The organism is Pusillimonas sp. MFBS29 (assembly GCF_020687695.1).
In the GTDB taxonomy this organism is placed as follows: domain Bacteria; phylum Pseudomonadota; class Gammaproteobacteria; order Burkholderiales; family Burkholderiaceae_B; genus Pusillimonas_C.
The window spans coordinates 1-16,527 of the sequence record NZ_JAJEWL010000013.1 but is presented as its reverse complement, the minus strand read 5'-3'; the positions used below and the strand labels follow the sequence as shown (position 1 = coordinate 16,527).

19 protein-coding genes are annotated in these 16,527 nt (G+C 59.2%); 13 read left to right on the top strand and 6 right to left on the bottom strand.

The window, feature by feature from the left end; all coding sequences use genetic code 11:
- Positions 1–83 precede the first annotated feature (83 nt).
- The 3 genes from dapF to xerC are packed head-to-tail and all read left to right on the top strand — an operon-like array spanning position 84 to position 2,640.
- Positions 84–998, top strand: coding sequence for a diaminopimelate epimerase (gene dapF / locus LKR43_RS15335; protein WP_227685113.1), 915 nt, complete (start codon positions 84–86; stop codon positions 996–998).
- Positions 995–1,681 (top strand): DUF484 family protein, encoded by a 687-nt coding sequence (locus LKR43_RS15330; protein ID WP_227685088.1) that lies wholly within the window; start codon positions 995–997, stop codon positions 1,679–1,681. Before dapF ends, LKR43_RS15330 begins: the two co-directional genes overlap by 4 nt.
- A gap of 8 nt (positions 1,682–1,689) precedes the next feature.
- The gene (xerC, locus tag LKR43_RS15325; protein WP_227685087.1) at positions 1,690–2,640 is read left to right on the top strand and encodes a tyrosine recombinase XerC; all 951 of its coding nucleotides are present in this window, start codon (positions 1,690–1,692) and stop codon (positions 2,638–2,640) included.
- A 14-nt stretch (positions 2,641–2,654) separates the two neighbouring features.
- Here xerC and LKR43_RS15320 read toward each other — a convergent pair whose 3' ends face one another.
- Genes LKR43_RS15320 through LKR43_RS15310 form a run of 3 tightly spaced genes read right to left on the bottom strand, consistent with a single transcriptional unit; the run spans position 2,655 to position 5,285 of the window.
- A complete protein-coding gene (locus LKR43_RS15320) occupies positions 2,655–3,671 on the bottom strand; it encodes a metal ABC transporter solute-binding protein, Zn/Mn family (protein WP_227685086.1) in 1,017 nt (338 codons plus the stop codon).
- On the bottom strand, positions 3,664–4,569 hold the full coding sequence (locus LKR43_RS15315) for a metal ABC transporter permease (protein ID WP_227685112.1): 906 nt from the start codon (positions 4,567–4,569) through the stop codon (positions 3,664–3,666). The genes LKR43_RS15320 and LKR43_RS15315 overlap by 8 nt, the downstream gene beginning before the upstream one ends.
- On the bottom strand, positions 4,569–5,285 hold the full coding sequence (locus tag LKR43_RS15310) for a metal ABC transporter ATP-binding protein (protein ID WP_227685085.1): 717 nt from the start codon (positions 5,283–5,285) through the stop codon (positions 4,569–4,571). Before LKR43_RS15310 ends, LKR43_RS15315 begins: the two co-directional genes overlap by 1 nt.
- A gap of 312 nt (positions 5,286–5,597) precedes the next feature.
- Here LKR43_RS15310 and LKR43_RS15305 point away from each other — a divergent pair, with 312 nt between their 5' ends.
- From LKR43_RS15305 to LKR43_RS15275, 7 genes are all read left to right on the top strand, one after another.
- The gene (locus LKR43_RS15305) at positions 5,598–6,068 is read left to right on the top strand and encodes a Fur family transcriptional regulator (RefSeq protein WP_227685084.1); all 471 of its coding nucleotides are present in this window, start codon (positions 5,598–5,600) and stop codon (positions 6,066–6,068) included.
- 136 nt (positions 6,069–6,204) lie between these two features.
- Entirely contained in the window at positions 6,205–7,290 is a 1,086-nt protein-coding gene (locus LKR43_RS15300; RefSeq protein WP_227685083.1) for a GTP-binding protein, read from the top strand.
- A 70-nt stretch (positions 7,291–7,360) separates the two neighbouring features.
- On the top strand, positions 7,361–7,804 hold the full coding sequence (dksA, locus tag LKR43_RS15295) for an RNA polymerase-binding protein DksA (protein WP_227685082.1): 444 nt from the start codon (positions 7,361–7,363) through the stop codon (positions 7,802–7,804).
- Positions 7,805–7,933: 129 nt separating this feature from the next.
- Positions 7,934–8,953, top strand: coding sequence for a glycosyltransferase family 2 protein (locus tag LKR43_RS15290; RefSeq protein ID WP_227685081.1), 1,020 nt, complete (start codon positions 7,934–7,936; stop codon positions 8,951–8,953).
- Entirely contained in the window at positions 8,950–9,291 is a 342-nt protein-coding gene (locus LKR43_RS15285) for an EamA family transporter (protein WP_227685080.1), read from the top strand. Before LKR43_RS15290 ends, LKR43_RS15285 begins: the two co-directional genes overlap by 4 nt.
- 3 nt (positions 9,292–9,294) lie before the next feature.
- Positions 9,295–10,692 (top strand): hypothetical protein, encoded by a 1,398-nt coding sequence (locus LKR43_RS15280; RefSeq protein WP_227685079.1) that lies wholly within the window; start codon positions 9,295–9,297, stop codon positions 10,690–10,692.
- A gap of 50 nt (positions 10,693–10,742) precedes the next feature.
- Positions 10,743–11,888 carry an MFS transporter gene (locus LKR43_RS15275; RefSeq protein WP_255676100.1) on the top strand — a complete coding sequence of 382 codons (1,146 nt, stop codon included), beginning with the start codon at positions 10,743–10,745 and terminating at the stop codon, positions 11,886–11,888.
- A gap of 41 nt (positions 11,889–11,929) precedes the next feature.
- Here LKR43_RS15275 and LKR43_RS15270 read toward each other — a convergent pair whose 3' ends face one another.
- From LKR43_RS15270 to LKR43_RS15260, 3 genes are all read right to left on the bottom strand, one after another.
- Positions 11,930–12,922 (bottom strand): tripartite tricarboxylate transporter substrate binding protein, encoded by a 993-nt coding sequence (locus LKR43_RS15270; RefSeq protein WP_227685077.1) that lies wholly within the window; start codon positions 12,920–12,922, stop codon positions 11,930–11,932.
- A gap of 97 nt (positions 12,923–13,019) precedes the next feature.
- Positions 13,020–13,727: a VOC family protein gene (locus LKR43_RS15265; RefSeq protein ID WP_227685076.1), complete on the bottom strand. Its 708-nt coding sequence runs from the start codon at positions 13,725–13,727 to the stop codon at positions 13,020–13,022.
- 45 nt (positions 13,728–13,772) lie between these two features.
- On the bottom strand, positions 13,773–13,994 hold the full coding sequence (locus LKR43_RS15260) for a hypothetical protein (RefSeq protein ID WP_227685075.1): 222 nt from the start codon (positions 13,992–13,994) through the stop codon (positions 13,773–13,775).
- Between the two features lie 225 nt (positions 13,995–14,219).
- Here LKR43_RS15260 and hslV point away from each other — a divergent pair, with 225 nt between their 5' ends.
- The 3 genes from hslV to LKR43_RS15245 form a co-directional block, all read left to right on the top strand.
- On the top strand, positions 14,220–14,753 hold the full coding sequence (hslV, locus tag LKR43_RS15255; protein WP_227685074.1) for an ATP-dependent protease subunit HslV: 534 nt from the start codon (positions 14,220–14,222) through the stop codon (positions 14,751–14,753).
- Between the two features lie 17 nt (positions 14,754–14,770).
- Positions 14,771–16,102 carry an ATP-dependent protease ATPase subunit HslU gene (gene hslU / locus LKR43_RS15250; RefSeq protein ID WP_227685073.1) on the top strand — a complete coding sequence of 444 codons (1,332 nt, stop codon included), beginning with the start codon at positions 14,771–14,773 and terminating at the stop codon, positions 16,100–16,102.
- Between the two features lie 231 nt (positions 16,103–16,333).
- The coding region (locus LKR43_RS15245) for an Rpn family recombination-promoting nuclease/putative transposase (protein WP_227684940.1) at positions 16,334–16,527 on the top strand (194 nt) is incomplete at its 3' end.

Genomic DNA, 16,527 nt, shown 5'->3' with positions numbered 1-16,527 from the left:
CACCCCGCACACCTGACTGCACCGTGCAAGAAACCCATACCAGCCACAACACAGCCGCCAATACTCCCCACAAACCCGCCCTAATCCGCGATAATGTCACCATCATGAACTGGAATTTCGTAAAGATGCACGGCGCCGGCAACGACTTTGTCGTGCTCGACGGCGTACGGCAAGCCATAGACCTTACCCCCGAACGGGCACGGCTTCTGGCCGACCGCCACTTCGGCATAGGTGCAGACCAGATCCTCCTGGTCGAAAACCCGCTGCACCTCGAAGCCGACTTCCGCTACCGCATCTTCAATGCCGACGGCGGCGAAGTCGAACACTGCGGCAACGGCGCGCGCTGCTTCGTGCGCTTCGTACATGAACAAGGCCTCTCGCGCCGAAATCCACTGCGTGCCGAAATCAAGACCGGCATCATCACCCTGCACGACACCGAAATCGACGGCGTATCCGTTGAAATGGGCCAGACCCGCTTCGAACCCGAAGCCGTCGCCTTCGACACAGAAGGCCTGCATTCCACCCCATGCGGGGCCGACACCTTATGGACACTGCCCCTGCCCGGACATCCCGACGTTCAGCTATCGCTGGTGGCCATATCCAACCCGCATGCCGTGCAAATCGTAGACAACGTACAGAACGCGCCAGTGGGCACCATCGGGCCGCAGATCGAATCACATCCTCGTTTCGCACAACGGGTCAATGCGGGCTTCATGCAGATCATCGACCGCAACACCATCAGGCTGCGCGTCTACGAGCGTGGTGCCGGCGAAACACTGGCCTGCGGCACCGGAGCCTGCGCGGCCGCCGTGGCGGGCATACGTCGAGGCCTGCTCGACAGCCCCGTGCTCGTGCACACACGGGGCGGCCCACTTACCATTACCTGGACCAACAACACCTTGCACATGAGCGGCCCCGCCACCACCGTATACTCCGGTCAGGTCAACATCGATACGCTTACCGAGCAGTACACCACCAAGGATTTCCTACAACCATGAATCCAGAAAGTCTTTCCGCCGAACATATCGCACAGTTTTTGCAAGATAACCCTTCGTTCTTCCAGGACCACGCCGACGTATTCGCCAATTTGCGCGTGCCTCATCCGAATGAAACTCGTGCAATCTCCCTGGGCGAACGGCAGATCATGACGCTGCGCGCGCGGACCAAAGACCTGGAATGGAAACTGTCTGGCCTGATGCACAATGCCAGCGGTAACGAACGCATCACCGATACCCTCATGGACTGGTGCTGCCGCATGCTGGCCGAAGAAGATGCCACGCAGTTGCCCGGCCATATCGTGCGCAGCCTGGGTGACCTGTTTGATTTGCCGACCATTGCACTGCGCCTTTGGGATTTGCCCGGCCTGCAAGACAGCGAATTCAACCAGGACGTCACCGACAGCGTGCGTTCGTACGCACGTGAACTGACCACCCCTTATTGCGGCGCCTACAACAGCCAGGAAGCGGCATCATGGCTGGGTGCGCAGCCTGCATCACTGGCCATGATCGCCCTGCGCCCGCGCGGCAGCGGTGAACCCATAGGCTTGCTGGTCTTCGGCTCTGACGACCCCGAACGCTTCACGCCCGATATGGGCACTGCCTTCCTCGAGACCATCAATCGACTGGCCGGCTCCAGCCTGCAACGCCTGCAAGGCCCCGCGCGTCCCGACGCCTACGCCTGATCACCGCCATGCATGCCCTGCCCGCCCACATGGAGCAATGGCTTGCACACCTGCAGGGCCATCGCCGCTATTCCGCCCACACGCTGGCGGGGTATCGGCAAGACCTGCACCATCTTGTCGTGTGCCACCCCGACTTGAAGCTGGAGCATTGCACCGAGAGTCATATCCGGCAGGCGGTTGCACGCCTGCACGGGCAAGGTCTGAAGCCTCGCAGCCTGGCACGTGCGCTGGCAGCCTGGCGTGGTTTTTTTCAATGGTGGGCCCCGCAAATCGGCATGGAATCGAATCCGGTGACCGGTGTGCGTGCCCCCAAAATCCCACGCAGCCTGCCCAAGGCACTGTCGGTCGAACAGACACAGGTTTTGCTGGATCGCCCGAATCTGCCAGCACCCGAAACCGCCCTTGATTGTCGTGATCAGGCCATGTTCGAGATACTGTATTCCAGCGGCCTGCGCCTTGCCGAACTGGTCAGTCTTGACTGCCGCTACACGCGCACAGCCGGTTACGAGTCCAGCAGTTGGATACAACCCGACGAACAGTCGGCCATCGTCAAGGGCAAGGGCGGCAAAACACGCAGCGTCCCGTTGGGCGGCAAGGCCATGGGCGCCATTGAAATATGGCTGTGCAAACGAGATCAATTGCTGGCCGGCTCAACCGACCCCGATACCGCGGCGGCGCTGTTTCTGGGCGCGCGCGGCAAGCGCATCTCGCCACGAGTGGTGCAACTACAGCTGAACAAGCTGGCCAGCCTGGTGGGTCTGCCTGTGCATATTCACCCTCACAGCCTGCGCCATAGTTTCGCCAGCCATATGCTGCAATCCGCACAAGACTTGCGTGCCGTGCAGGAAATGCTCGGGCATGCCAACATTTCCACCACGCAAATTTATACGCGCCTGGATTTCCAGCATCTGGCACAGGCCTACGATCAGGCTCATCCGCGCGCAGGCCGCAAGCGCTAGCTCGCGACGGAACGCTAACGATTTTTTTCGGGATCGCCCTGCAGCACGTAGATCAACTGACCGGCATTCCAGATGAACATGCCCAGGTAGGTAGCACCAGGCTGCCCGGCGGGCGCCAGGGCATCGGAGTACAAGGTCGCTCCCACCACGGCCCCGGTTTCGCGCGCAATCTGGGTCGCAAGCTTGGAGCTGCTGCTGTTTTCCAGAAATACGCCCTTGATATCCTCTTTCTTGATCAGGTCGATGATGGCGGCCATTTCCCGGGCCGACGGCTCGGCCTGACTGGCCAGGCCCGCCACCGGAATAAATTGAATGCCATAGGCTTGGGCAAAGTAGCCAAACGCATCGTGCGCACTGACAACCTTACGTTTTTCTGGCGGAATCACCGACAGCGTCAGCTTGATTTCCTTATCCAGTTTTGTCAGCTGCTCGATCAACAGATCTGCGCGATTCTTGAAGAAAGCACGAAATTCTGGCGCTGCACTGGAAAGGCCTTCGGCAATGTTCTGCACATAAATGATGCCGTTCTCCAGGCTTTGCCAGGCATGGGGATCAACATCGTCCTCGCCGTGAATATGAAGTTGATCGTTGTTGCCGGCATGATCATCGTGTCCCTCGTGGTGTTCCGGGTGCAGATCGCGCACCGCCACGCCTTTCGATGCCAGCACCTGGTGGCCCTGGAAACCGGCCGAACCAATAAGCCGTGGCAGCCAGACCTCGAAATCCAGTCCGTTCAACACCAGCACCTCGGCCTGGGCCAGTGCCTTGACATCGGTGGGCGACGGCTCGAATGTATGCGCATCGCCATTGGGCCCCACCAGCGTGGTCAGGTTGACATGCGCTCCGCCGATCTCGCTGACCAGGTCGCCCAGAATAGAGAAGGTGGCCACTACTTTGAGTGGTGCCCCCTCGGTGGCCTTGTGCTCGGCCAGAACCAGGGCCGGAACACCCGATAAACCGCTGATCAGGCAGGCGCCCAACAATAGCCGGCGTATGCGCTGAAAAGGCCGGATGGATGTCATGCTAGCCATTGAGGTTCTCCGAAATTCTGGACAGTCGTTGTCGGCGTGCCCGTGCCTGGCTTGCCGCCTGCATCAGGCCACCATGGGGGCCAAAGAAAATGGATACAAAATAAACACAACCTGCAGCAATGATAATGGCGGGCGACGCAGGCACATCAACATAATATGAAAACAGCAGGCCGACATAAGACACCAGGGCACCTATCGCCGCCGACAGCACCATCTGCCTGCCGACCGATCCGGCCCAGAAACGGGCCGCCGTGGCCGGCAGCATCATGATGCCCACTACCATCAGCGTGCCCAGCACCTGAAAACCGGTAACCAGTGTCATGACCAGCAAAACCAGGAACAGCATGTGTATGAGCAGCCCCATCGCACCCTGGCTGCGCAAAAATAACGGATCCAGGCATTCGAGCACCAGTGGCCTGAATATCATGGCCAGTGCCACCAGTGTGACAGTGGATGCAGCTGTTACCAACAGCAGGGCGCCGTCATCCAGACCCAATACCGTGCCGAACAGCACATGCATCAAATCCATATTGGACCCGCGCAGAGAAACCAGCAACACCCCCAGGCCCAGCGAAACCAGATAGAAAGCGGCAAAGCTGGCATCCTCGCGCTGGGGCGTCAGCCTGGCCACCGCGCCGGCCAGCATCGAAACCGTCAGACCGGTAATCATTCCGCCCACTGTCATGGCGCTGAGCGACAGACCGGAGGCCAGGAAGCCCACCGCGACGCCCGGCAAAATGGCATGGGCCATGGCATCGCCCATCAGGCTCATGCGACGCAGCACCAGAAACACGCCCATAGGGCCTGCGGCCAAAGCCAGCGCCAGCGAACCCGCAAGCGCCCGGCGCATGAAACCGTACTCGATAAAGGGGCCGAACAACAGGTCAAACAGCCACATCACAGGTAGTCTCCTGCGCACAGATGCCGTGCCAGGTGCAGGTTCTCGGCGGTGAGCACCTGCTGCGTCGGCCCCCAGGCAACCGCCTGCCCGCCCATCAGCAAGGCTTGCGGAAAGCAGGCACGGACCAGCTCGATATCGTGCAACACCGCGATCACCGTGCGCCCTTCGGCATGCCAGGACTGCATCACAGCCATCAAATCTTCCGTTGTGTGCCGATCAATCGCCGAAAAGGGCTCATCGAGCAGCAATGTGTCGGCATCGTGCAGCAACAACCGTGCAAACAGGGCACGCTGCAACTGTCCGCCAGACAAGGTACCTATGATGCGTGGCCCGAAATCGGCCAGCCCCACGGCCTCGAGCGCACTTTGCACCCGGTCGTGCTCGCTTGTGCGAAAACGCCGCCAGGAGCCCGTCCTGCGCCAGGCCCCCATCGCTACCAGATCGTAGGTGCTGATGGGAAAACTTCGATCAAGCTCGCCTTGTTGCGGCAGGCAAGCCATTTGGGTGCGGGCATCGCCCGCCAGCCGGATTTGTCCGCGCAAAGGGCTGAGCAAACCCATGATGCCTTTGATCAGTGTTGATTTGCCTGCGCCATTCGGCCCGACGATGGCGGTGAGGGACCCGCGCGCGAAGGCGCCCGAGACGTCCCGCACGGCGATGCGATCACGCCAGCCCAACGACACCTGATCCAGCTCTATGACGGCCTGACTCATGGAATTACCACCAATCCATCGCCCAGCCAGTCATCAGCCACAAGCCCAGCACAGCCGGCGCTACGCGCAGGACGCGCTGCAGGCAGGACGCGAGCAAGGCAGAGCCGCGATATCGGCGCGGACCACTGGCAGTTGAGGGAGCACGATGCATGGGGACGGGAAAACGACGGCTATGTGATCGGAAATCAGGAAATTATAGCATCGGTTATGTTATAACATAACCTGTACAGGCCAAACCACGCGATTTATGTCATGCTGGCCCCGAACCCCACTTTTACTGTGAGCCCTGTTTACCCGACCGAGAACCACGCCATGTCCGCCGACCATTCGACACAGCCCTCCGCCCTGGCTGCCAAGCTGCAGACGGCCGAATCGCTGTGCGCACAGCGCGGCAAGCGGCTGACCCCCATACGCCGCAAAGTGCTCGAAATCCTGCTCAGCCAGCATCGCAGCGTCAAGGCCTATGAACTGCTGGACCTGATCCGCGCCGTCCAGCCGGGCGCGGCGCCCCCCACGGTGTATCGCGCCCTGGACTTCCTGGTCGACGAGGGCCTGGTTCACAGGCTGGACGCCATCAATGCCTGGACGGCCTGCCTGGATGCAGCGGGCCAGCCGCATGATCTACTGGTCGTCTGCACCCAGTGCGGCACCGTTGCGGAACTGAGCGATCCGGCGCTCAGCCGCCAGCTGGCCGACAAGGTCGCCAGCGCCGGTTTTGCACTCTCCGATCACGAAACCGAACTGCGCGCCCTTTGCGGAAATTGCAGAACGCATACGCACTGACAGCAGAGGTTTGCTCTAAAGCGTATGCTGTGATGTAATCGCACGTTGAGTTTTTCTGCGCTACCCCAGAGCCGCCCCCCGGCATGCATCACCCAGTGGCGGGCGAATTTCAAGGTCCGCGCTCGCGAGGCACACGATGAAAGCCGCTGAACAAGCAAGCAAAATGGTTCCGGTCACCATACTTACCGGGTTTTTGGGGGCTGGCAAAACCACCCTGCTCAAACGCATACTTACCGAGTATCACGGACGACGCATCGCGGTCATCGAAAACGAGTTCGGGCCCGAAAGCATAGACAACGACCTGCTGGTGCAAGACAGCGAAGAAGAAATCATCGAGCTCAGCAACGGCTGCGTCTGCTGCACGGTGCGCGGCGACCTCATGCGTACGCTGAACGACCTGCGCATCAAGCGCCAGGCGGGCGAGCTGAATTTCGAGCGCGTCATCATCGAAACCACCGGCATGGCCAATCCCGGCCCGGTTTGCCAGACCTTCTTCATGGACGACGAAATCGCCGACTACTACCGGGTCGACGCCGTCATTACCGTGGTCGACGCCAAGCACGGCATGGAAACGCTGGATCAGCAGGAAGAAGCCCAGAAACAGGTTGGCTTTGCCGACCGCCTGCTTATTTCCAAGAAAGACCTGGTCAACGAAGTCGATTACCAGGCGCTGCGCGCCCGGCTGGTGCGCATCAATCCGCGCGCCTCGATCACGCCGGTGAGTTTCGGCGAAACCGACCTGAGCACGCTGATGGACGTCAGCGGCTTCAACCTGAACACCATCCTGGACATCGACCCCGATTTCCTGGCCGAAGTGCATCCCGACGCCGCCCACGATCACGATCACGGTCACGGCCATGACCACGACGGCGAATGCGACGACCACTGTGATCACCATCACGACCACCACCACGCACATCACGACGATCAGATCGGCGCGTTTGTATTTCGTTCCAACAAAGCCTTTGACCCCGAGCGGCTTGAGGAATTCCTGGGCGGCATCGTCCAGGTCTATGGCCCCGACCTGCTGCGCTACAAAGGCATTTTGTACCTCAAAGGTATTAACCGCCGCATGCTCTTTCAGGGCGTGCACATGATGATGGGCGCAGAACCGGGCAAGCCTTGGCTGGCCAGCGAAAAGCCCAATACCAAAATGGTATTCATCGGACGTAAACTTCCCCAGGACATTTTCACCCAGGGGTTAGAAAACTGCTTGGTTTGATGAAGGGCGGCAGCGCGCCATAACCGGCGCAGCACAGGCCCCAGTCACCAACACCACAAGAGGAAGCATCATGACAAGCAAATCAGCCACTACAAAGAATCAGGGTCGTTTGCTGACGGAAAAAGAGTTGTTGGCCATGCCCGAGTCCGAATACATGAACGCGGATCAACTGGCATTTTTCAGGAATCGTCTGAAAGAGCTTGAACAGGAAATCCTGAACAACGCCGACGCCACAACCGAAAACCTGCGCGAGACCCAGTTCGTTCCCGATCCAGCCGATCGCGCAACCATCGAGGAAGAGCATGCCCTGGAACTGCGCACACGCGACCGCGAGCGCAAGCTTCTGAAAAAAGTACAGCAATCCATCACGCTGATCGACTCGGGTGAATACGGCTGGTGCGAAGAAACCGGTGAGCCCATAGGCATTCCACGCCTGCTGGCCCGCCCCACGGCCAACCTGTCGCTGGAAGCGCAGGAACGCCGCGAAATGCGCCAGAAGCTATACGGAGACTGAGGCATAACCATCCGCCAGGGCGCCCCCTGGCCTACAGCATAAGGTCGGGCCCGCCCTTATGCTGTAGGCTGCAGTTGCTGCCTGAACTTGCATTTTTCAGTGGTTGGAGCAGCCTGTCAGGACGGCCTCATGCACACAGAATTTTCAGCACACATTTCCGTTGTAATACCCTGTTATCGCGTTACCGCGCATATTCTTGGCGTTATCGACAGCATAGGCACCGAGGTCGACAGCATTTACGTCGTCGACGATAAATGCCCCGATCACTCAGGTGACTTTGTTGCAGCGCACTGCACCGACCCCAGAGTGAAGATATTGCGTCACGAGGTCAATCAGGGCGTCGGAGGAGCCGTCATGACAGGCTATCGCGCCGCCCTGGAAGACGGCGCCGACATCATGATCAAGCTGGACGGCGACGGCCAGATGGACGCCACCCTGATCCCGGGCTTCGTGGCGCCCATACTTGCCGGCGACGCCGACTACACCAAAGGCAACCGTTTTTTCAATCTGGAAAAAATCGGCGCCATGCCCAAGGCAAGGTTGATAGGCAACTCCCTGCTTTCCTTCATGACCAAGCTTTCATCGGGTTACTGGGATCTGTTCGACCCCACCAACGGCTATACCGCCATCCACGCCAGCGTTGCCCGCCACCTGCCCTTCCACAAGATCAGCACGCGCTACTTCTTCGAAACCGACATGCTGTTTCGCCTGAACACATTGCGTGCCGTGGTGGTTGATGTACCCATGGACGCCAAATACGGCAGCGAAGTCAGCAACCTGAAAATCTCGAGAATCATTGGTGAGTTTTCGGTCAAACATTGTCGCAACTTCCTCAAGCGCATTTTTTATAATTACTATCTTCGCGACCTGTCCCTGGCCTCGATAGAACTGCCGCTGGGCATAGCCCTGCTGATTTTCGGCTGCGTGTTCGGCAGCTATCATGTGCTGAGCGGGAACGGCACCTCGACACCGGCCGGCACAGTCATGGTTGCGGCACTGCCAATTCTGATAGGTTGCCAGCTTATTCTGGCTTCTCTAGGCTACGACATTGCCTCAGTCCCCAGGCGGCCCTTGCATGTCATGCAGGAACGAACTGCAAAAAACGAGAGCAAACTGAAGCAAAGCCATCAAGACGGAACTTCGACATGATTGCACAAGTGGTCGCGCTGATATGCGTGGTGGGGATCGCGGCCGGGCAACTGCTGTTCAAGCTCAGCGCCAATTCTCTGCAACAAACCGGCAGCCTGTTCGCCCCCCGAACGGCACTGACGCTCTTCATTGCGCTCAGCCTTTACGGCATCACCACCATAGGCTGGGTCTGGGTGCTGCAGAAAGTCGACCTGGGGCGCGTCTATCCCCTGATGGCGCTCGCCTTCGTGCTGGTTCCCATAGGCAGCCATTTCGTGTTCGGCGAAAGATTTCATTTTCAGTACTTTGTGGGCGTGGCGCTGATCATGCTGGGCATCGTGATTACCGTCAGGGCCTAGCCCATGCAAACTGATACAAACCCGGCGCGGCCTTGCTACGTTGCGTTGCCGCTTGCCCTGCTGACGGCAGCCTGTTTCCTTACTGCCTTCCTGGCTGTGAACCCCGGGCTCATGAGCTACGATTCGCTCCAGACATGGCGCATAAGCGACGGCAGCGCTCCGCTGACCAATGCTCATCCGGTAGCCTACATTTTGCTGCTCCAGACGCTGCGCTGGCTATGGGACTCTCCCGCCGTTATGGTGGCGTTCAATATTGGCGTATTCTCTTTGGGCTCGCTGCTGCTGGCCGAAACCATACGCCGACGCAAGCCATGGCTGGGCTACCTGCTTCCCTTAGTGCTATTGCTGCCATTCATCCTGAATTTCATCGGCGTGCTGTGGAAAGATACGACGCTCGCCGTTTGCTGGTGGACCGCCGCCTGCATTGCGATTTATGCCTGCGATCACCCATCGCAACGCACGGCCAGGCATATCCTGATGGCCCTGGCCTATGTCGTTTTCGCATACGGCCTGCTGGTGCGACATAACGCGGTCACAGCGGCGCCTTTCGTACTGACGGCGCTGGTCCTGCTGCACCTTGCGCAATTACCCACCATCAGAAAGGCGCTGATGATCTTCCTGCTGTCATGCATGGCCAGCCTGAGTACGCTCAAGGTCAGCACCGCCATCATCGACCAGGTTTACGAAGTCAGAAAAATCGACATGTTCACCGACCTGATCCTTTATGATCTGGCCGGCATCACCAGGAACTCGGGCACCAACGCGTTTGGCGTGGACTTTACCGATCAGGAACTGCAGCAAGCCATGCAATGCTACGTGCTCACCGACTGGAACGCCTATGCCGACCCTGAAAAGTGCCTGTTCGTGATGAACCGCCATACAGATGCGGGCTGGTACACCAACGGGCAACCCCTGCGCACCTGGATGCAGGCCATACGCCACCACCCGCTGGCCTATGCCGAACACCGCCTGAACGTCTTCGGAAGCTTTCTGCGCATAGGTACCGAATCGTCCTACTGGGCACGATATCCCGGCATAGACAACAACGATCTTGGCATCGTCCACCCGCAACAGCCTCTGTTCCAGGCCTTCCAGCACTACATCGGCTCGGTTGAAGATGCCTTCTTCATGCGGCCCTGGTTCTGGCTGCTGCTGAACATCATTGCCATCCCGATACTGTGGCGCCGACGTGCGGGCGCCATCGACGTGGCGGCAGGCGCCGTGGCCCTGGGCGGAACGACCTACATCATGACTTACCTGATCTTCGGCATAGCAAGCGATTTCCGCTATGCCTACTGGGCCATCATGGCCGCCCTGTTTGCCTGGGCCATGATAGCGGCCCCGATACGCTCGGACCCGGACGACGCCACTGCGTGGCAAAATACCGTATTGCACTCATAGAACATGTGAAACCTGTGGAGCCCGGAACCGGCGTAGTCATCCGCTTGGGAATGGCCCAGACACTGGCCTGGGCCTCGACCTATTACCTGCCGGCCATGCTGGCGGCTCCCATGGCCCGCGACCTGGGCGTGTCCACCCCCACCGTGTTTGCAGCCTTCAGCGCCGCCCTGATCGTTTCCGCATTGCTCGGCCCTGGTGCCGGCCGCCTGATCGACCGCTATGGTGGCCGACCGGTGCTGTCCATCATCAGCATCGTCTTCGCGCTAGGGTTGGCGAGTCTTGCGCTTGCCCAGGGGCCCATAGGGCTGTTCGCAGCCTGGCTGATCATAGGCGTGGGCATGGGCAGCGGCCTGTATGAAGCCGGCTTTTCAACCCTGGTGGCCTTGTACGGCAACCGCTCGCGCGGTGCGATCACCGGCATTACGCTGATTGCAGGCTTTGCCAGCACCGTGGGCTGGCCGCTGTCGACCTTCATGGAAATTCACATAGGCTGGCGCGGGGCCTGCCTGGTCTGGGCGGCACTGCATCTGACATTGGGGCTGGGACTCAATCTAAGCCTGCCAAAACTGCCCGCAAACTCCGCAACACAGGCCCCTGAGCCGCAAACAGATCTTCCTGCGCCCGACGCCGATAACGGCAGCCACCGGCGCTGGGCGTCATTCGTGCTGGCATTTGTATTTGCCGCCACCTGGTTCATCAGCACGTCCATGGCCGCGCATCTGCCGCAACTGCTGCAGGCAGGGGGCACCAGCCTGGCCACCGCCGTCCTGGTCGGCACGCTTATCGGCCCGGCCCAGGTCGCCGCGCGGCTGCTGGAGTTCGGCCTGCTGCGCAAGATTCATCCCTTGTTGTCGGCACGGCTTGCCGCAGCGCTGCACCCGATTGGTGCGCTGATTTTCGGTGTAATCGGAGCACCCGCCGCCGCAGCATTCGGCGTGCTGCATGGCGCGGGCAACGGCATACTGACCATAGCCAAAGGCACACTGCCTTTGGTAATTTTCGGACCACAAGGCTATGGACACCGCCAGGGCATGCTCATGGTGCCGGCACGCATCGCACAGGCTCTTGCGCCGTGGTTATTTGGCATATGCCTGAACGCCTACGGCATACAGGCCTTGTGGCTGTCGGCCACCATAGGCCTGGCCGCCACACTGATGTTGATGACGCTTTCGGCTACCGCCATCAAACACGAATAACCAGTCGGGCATACCTTTGCCGGCATGCCCACCGGATACGTCTACTTCGTCAGCGACAGGCCGGTTTCCTTCACGAAATTGTTCCAGCGCTGGTATTGCTCGACCGCATAGCGATCTACCGTCGGGCCATCTGTGGCCATGACCTCGAAGCCCAGGTTAGCCAATTGATCCTTCACGTCCTTGTCGGTCAAGGCTTTCCGGAAGGCGTCGGTGAGCGTGTTGGCGATATCGTCGGGCGTTTCGGCGGGCGCAAAAATGCCTATCCAGGAATAAGCCTCAAAGTCCGGATAACCCGATTCCTTTACGGTGGGAACGTCCGGCAAGTCGGCAATACGCGTGGCGCCTGTCACAGCCAGTGGCTTGATGTTGCCCGCCTCGATTTGCGGTTTGAACGCCGCATAGCTCAAGAATGCCGCGTGAGTAATATTGCCTACCAATGACTGCATGGCCTGCCCGCCTCCGGCAAAAGGCACATGCAGCAATTCAATGCCGGCCATGCGCTTGAGCTCTTCCGGAGCGAGGTGGTTCAGCGAGCCCAGACCCGTTGAGGCATAGCTGTACTTTTCCGGGTCGGCCTTGGCAGCGGCCACAAATTCCTGCAGGGAATTAGCCTCGACGTGCTTCGATACGCCCACTACAAGAGGGAAGCGCAGGGCAAAGGTAATACCTCGAAAATCCTTGAAGGTATCGTAGGGCAACGGTCGCACGATAGGATTGAGCGAATGGCTGTCAAAGCTGACCAGCAAAGTATTGCCATCGGGCTTGGAGCGCTGGACATATTGACTGGCAATCTGCGTGGCTGCGCCCGGCTTGTTCTCGATGACTACGTCGCGATTCAGCAGCGCGGCCAGCTTGGGCTGAATAATGCGCGAGGCGATATCGGTACTGCCTCCGGGAGGAAACGGTACGACCAGGCGTATGGGCTGTTGCTCGGCTGCCTGGGCAAAAGATATTGCCGACAAGGCCAGCAAACCACCTGCCACCGCTTTGAAAAATGTTGCTGCCGCCAGGCTTGATTTGGCAGTGCTAAGCATAATGAAATCCAGTGTTATAGGTACGTCAACCAAACCGTGAATGATAACGCGGCTTAATCCTTTTACTTATAACAAATGGTTGAATGCTTATATTAGATTATATAGGTGACACGAAGGGGCGTAGCGTGCCATCGCGATAGCCCAGTGCCGCTTGCCAGATCACAGGCGCTGAAAGGCGGGCATCAGGCACCACCATCAGCCGCAAATTGGGCAGATTCAGCACGAAACCGTCATCAGCGGCCGCCAGTACCTGCCCTTCTGTCAGCACGGCCAGCGTATCGGCAACACTGCGCGCGTCGGGCGCCTTGACCACGATTTCACGCAGCGACTGTGCCCCATTTTCATGCTGCATGACGCTTTCATTCCAGATGTACTCGGGCGTCAGGTGCTGGCAATAGTAAATGCGCAAGCCGGGTATGGGCTGCCGGGCAAAACGAACCGTATCGAACCTGGCCATGCCTGTGCCCGTCGCTGTCGGCACCAGCCGTTCCAGCCTTTGCACCGGATTCACTTCGAAACCCGCCCGGCGCAACTGCTCGAAGGTGTCACCCGCGTTGCGTGGCCTGAAAACCAGCGCGTCCAATCCCAGTGGTTGCTCGGCGATTTCCTTGCGCGCCGGAGGCTGTCCGGCAGGCCAGCCCAGAAGCTCGATATACGACGAATCAAGCGTAATGAGCTGATTGATGGAACCCAGGTTATGTACCGACACCCCGGTAAGATGAAAGCCATCTTCCTGCAGACGCGGCGCGCGATCAAGCAGCTGATCGCGCATCATCAGGACCAGATGGTCAAAATCCACAGACATGCGATCTGATTGCTTGCTGGTTTATGCAACGCCGGTCGGTATGACTCAGGCGCGCGATGAATAATTGTCGCGCTGCAACCCCTGGACCGCCAGGAAGACGGCCGTGCCCACCGCCAGTGGCACCCACGAAGCCGTGACCAGAGCAACTATGCCCAGCACGATGCCTATGACGGAGCCGATGAGCAGCGCCTTGGTACGCTGGCTGAGCACGGCACCGATGGCGGTACCAATAAGAATTGCGGCTAAAAGCTGAATAATGTAGTGCATGGATGCCTCTGTCTTATTTTGATAGTTGGGGCGCGGGGCGGCACGAGCAGCCCCGCGTCGTCGTCCATACAGGACCGCCCGAGTGTAGCATCGTTCAACAAACAAAACCCTGCCCGCAACAGGGTCGGCCCGCATGCTGCAAGTAGTAAGATTTCCTGAACCACCCCGCCCGTCCCCTTGAAATTACGGCCGTCGCCCCCAGCTAGAGGGCTCAAAGGAAGATACATGGAACAATTTCACGCTACCACCATCATTTGCGTTCGCCGTGGCGAACAAGTCGCCCTGGGCGGAGACGGTCAGGTCACCCTGGGCAACATCGTCATCAAAGGCACGGCACGCAAGATTCGCCGCCTTTACAACGACAAGATACTGGCCGGCTTTGCCGGCGCCACAGCAGACGCCTTCACGCTACAAGAACGCTTCGAAGCCAAGCTGGAAAAACACCAGGGTAATTTAATGCGCGCCGCCGTTGAGCTCACCAAAGACTGGCGTACCGATCGCGTGCTGCGTCGCCTTGAAGCCATGCTGATCGTGGCAGACAAGGAACACACCCTTGTGCTGACCGGCAATGGCGACGTGCTCGAGCCCGAGCACGGTCTGGCCGCCATCGGTTCGGGCGGCGCCTACGCCCAATCGGCCGCTTTGGCCCTCTTGCAAAACACCGAAATGGCTCCCGCCGACATCGTCAAGAAGTCACTGGAAATCGCGGGTGATTTGTGCATCTACACGAATCAGAACCACATCGTCGAAACACTTTAAGCAGGGTCCCGCTTATTATGTCCGCTACCAATATGACCCCCGGAGAAATCGTCTCCGAACTCGACAAAAATATCGTTGGCCAGAACCGCGCCAAACGTTCGGTCGCAGTCGCACTGCGCAACCGCTGGCGCCGACAGCAAGTGCCCGAGCCCTTGCGCCACGAAATCGTCCCCAAGAACATCCTGATGATAGGGCCCACCGGTGTAGGCAAGACCGAGATCGCTCGCCGCCTTGCCAAACTGGCCAACGCACCCTTCATCAAGATCGAAGCCACCAAATTTACCGAAGTCGGCTATGTGGGCCGTGATGTCGACACCATCATTCGCGACCTTGTCGAAATTTCCGTCAAGCAGTCGCGCGACCTTCAAATGCGCCGCGTGCGCACCCAGGCCGAAGACGCTGCCGAAGACCGCATCCTCGACGTACTGGTGTCGCCACCGCGCGACGCCAGCGGCGAACCCGTGCGCGAAGAAAACAACGCCCGCCAGACCTTCCGCAAACGCCTGCGCGAGGGCAAGCTCGACGACATGGAAATCGAGATCGACGTCGCTCAAATGGCGCCACAGATGGAAATCATGGCACCTCCGGGCATGGAGGAAATGACCGAACAGCTCAAGGGCATGTTCGCAGGCCTGGGCCGCGACAAGAAAAAGCCCAAGAAAATGACCGTCAAGCAAGCCTTCAAGCTGCTCACGGAAGAAGAAGCCGGGCGCCGCATCAACGAAGAAGAACTGCGCACCAGCGCGGTGGCCAATGCCGAACAGAACGGTATCGTGTTCCTTGACGAGATCGACAAAATCGCCACCCGCCAGGAACACTCTGGCGGCGACGTTTCGCGCCAGGGCGTGCAGCGCGACCTGCTGCCCCTGGTTGAAGGCACAACCGTGAATACCAAATACGGCGTGGTCAAGACCGACCATATTCTGTTCATTGCCTCGGGCGCATTCCAGATGTCTCGGCCATCCGATCTGATTCCAGAACTGCAGGGCCGCTTCCCCATTCGCGTCGAGCTCGACTCACTGACCGCACAAGATTTCGTGCGCATTCTGTGCGACACCGACTCGTCACTGACCAAGCAATACCATGCCCTGATGGCCACCGAAGACGTCACGCTGGACTTCACCGACGAAGGAATACAGCGCCTGGCCGAACTGGCCTTCGATGTGAACGAACGCACCGAAAACATTGGCGCACGCCGCTTGTACACAGTCATGGAAAAACTGCTGGAAGACTTGTCTTTCGACGCCACCGCCAGCAGCGGCACCACCGTTACCATAGACGCCGACTACGTGAATAACAAGCTGGAAGAAACCGCCAGCAGTCAGGACCTGGCGCGCTACGTGCTTTAAGGCAGTAGCTGCACTGCAGAACGGCCGGTTTACACCCGGCCTTTTTTTATGCCACACATCGGCAGGACCAGCCAAACCCGCAACTGCGGGCATTACGGCTGCAGCCTAAGGCCTATGAGCCGACGACTGCTGCAGTAATTCTGCGCTGGACCAATCGATTCACTCCAACGTCTCAAGTAAATCTTTCGGCTCTACAGTTTACGTATACCCACTTCTTGTCGGACTATCCACGTGAACAAACACGACGCCAGCTACCGCCTGCTGTTCAGCAACCCGGCCATCGTGCGCGGGCTGTTTCACGGCATTGTCAATGCCCCGTGGCTTGATCTGCTCGATTGGAGCAAGCTCGAACCCCTGCCCACCGACTATATCAGCGACACGCTGCGCCAGCGCCACGGCGATCTGGTCTGGCGCCTGCCCAGGCT

Excerpts from the sequence above, each read along its gene's own strand:
- LKR43_RS15330 (WP_227685088.1), top strand. The coding sequence starts at position 995 with ATGAATCCAGAAAGTCTTTCCGCCGAACATATCGCACAGTTTTTGCAA.
- xerC (WP_227685087.1), top strand. The coding sequence starts at position 1,690 with ATGCATGCCCTGCCCGCCCACATGGAGCAATGGCTTGCACACCTGCAG.
- LKR43_RS15320 (WP_227685086.1), bottom strand. The coding sequence starts at position 3,671 with ATGGCTAGCATGACATCCATCCGGCCTTTTCAGCGCATACGCCGGCTA.
- LKR43_RS15315 (WP_227685112.1), bottom strand. The coding sequence starts at position 4,569 with ATGTGGCTGTTTGACCTGTTGTTCGGCCCCTTTATCGAGTACGGTTTC.
- LKR43_RS15310 (WP_227685085.1), bottom strand. The coding sequence starts at position 5,285 with ATGAGTCAGGCCGTCATAGAGCTGGATCAGGTGTCGTTGGGCTGGCGT.
- LKR43_RS15305 (WP_227685084.1), top strand. The coding sequence starts at position 5,598 with ATGTCCGCCGACCATTCGACACAGCCCTCCGCCCTGGCTGCCAAGCTG.
- LKR43_RS15300 (WP_227685083.1), top strand. The coding sequence starts at position 6,205 with ATGAAAGCCGCTGAACAAGCAAGCAAAATGGTTCCGGTCACCATACTT.
- dksA (WP_227685082.1), top strand. The coding sequence starts at position 7,361 with ATGACAAGCAAATCAGCCACTACAAAGAATCAGGGTCGTTTGCTGACG.
- LKR43_RS15290 (WP_227685081.1), top strand. The coding sequence starts at position 7,934 with ATGCACACAGAATTTTCAGCACACATTTCCGTTGTAATACCCTGTTAT.
- LKR43_RS15285 (WP_227685080.1), top strand. The coding sequence starts at position 8,950 with ATGATTGCACAAGTGGTCGCGCTGATATGCGTGGTGGGGATCGCGGCC.
- LKR43_RS15280 (WP_227685079.1), top strand. The coding sequence starts at position 9,295 with ATGCAAACTGATACAAACCCGGCGCGGCCTTGCTACGTTGCGTTGCCG.
- LKR43_RS15275 (WP_255676100.1), top strand. The coding sequence starts at position 10,743 with ATGGCCCAGACACTGGCCTGGGCCTCGACCTATTACCTGCCGGCCATG.
- LKR43_RS15270 (WP_227685077.1), bottom strand. The coding sequence starts at position 12,922 with ATGCTTAGCACTGCCAAATCAAGCCTGGCGGCAGCAACATTTTTCAAA.
- LKR43_RS15265 (WP_227685076.1), bottom strand. The coding sequence starts at position 13,727 with ATGTCTGTGGATTTTGACCATCTGGTCCTGATGATGCGCGATCAGCTG.
- LKR43_RS15260 (WP_227685075.1), bottom strand. The coding sequence starts at position 13,994 with ATGCACTACATTATTCAGCTTTTAGCCGCAATTCTTATTGGTACCGCC.
- hslV (WP_227685074.1), top strand. The coding sequence starts at position 14,220 with ATGGAACAATTTCACGCTACCACCATCATTTGCGTTCGCCGTGGCGAA.
- hslU (WP_227685073.1), top strand. The coding sequence starts at position 14,771 with ATGTCCGCTACCAATATGACCCCCGGAGAAATCGTCTCCGAACTCGAC.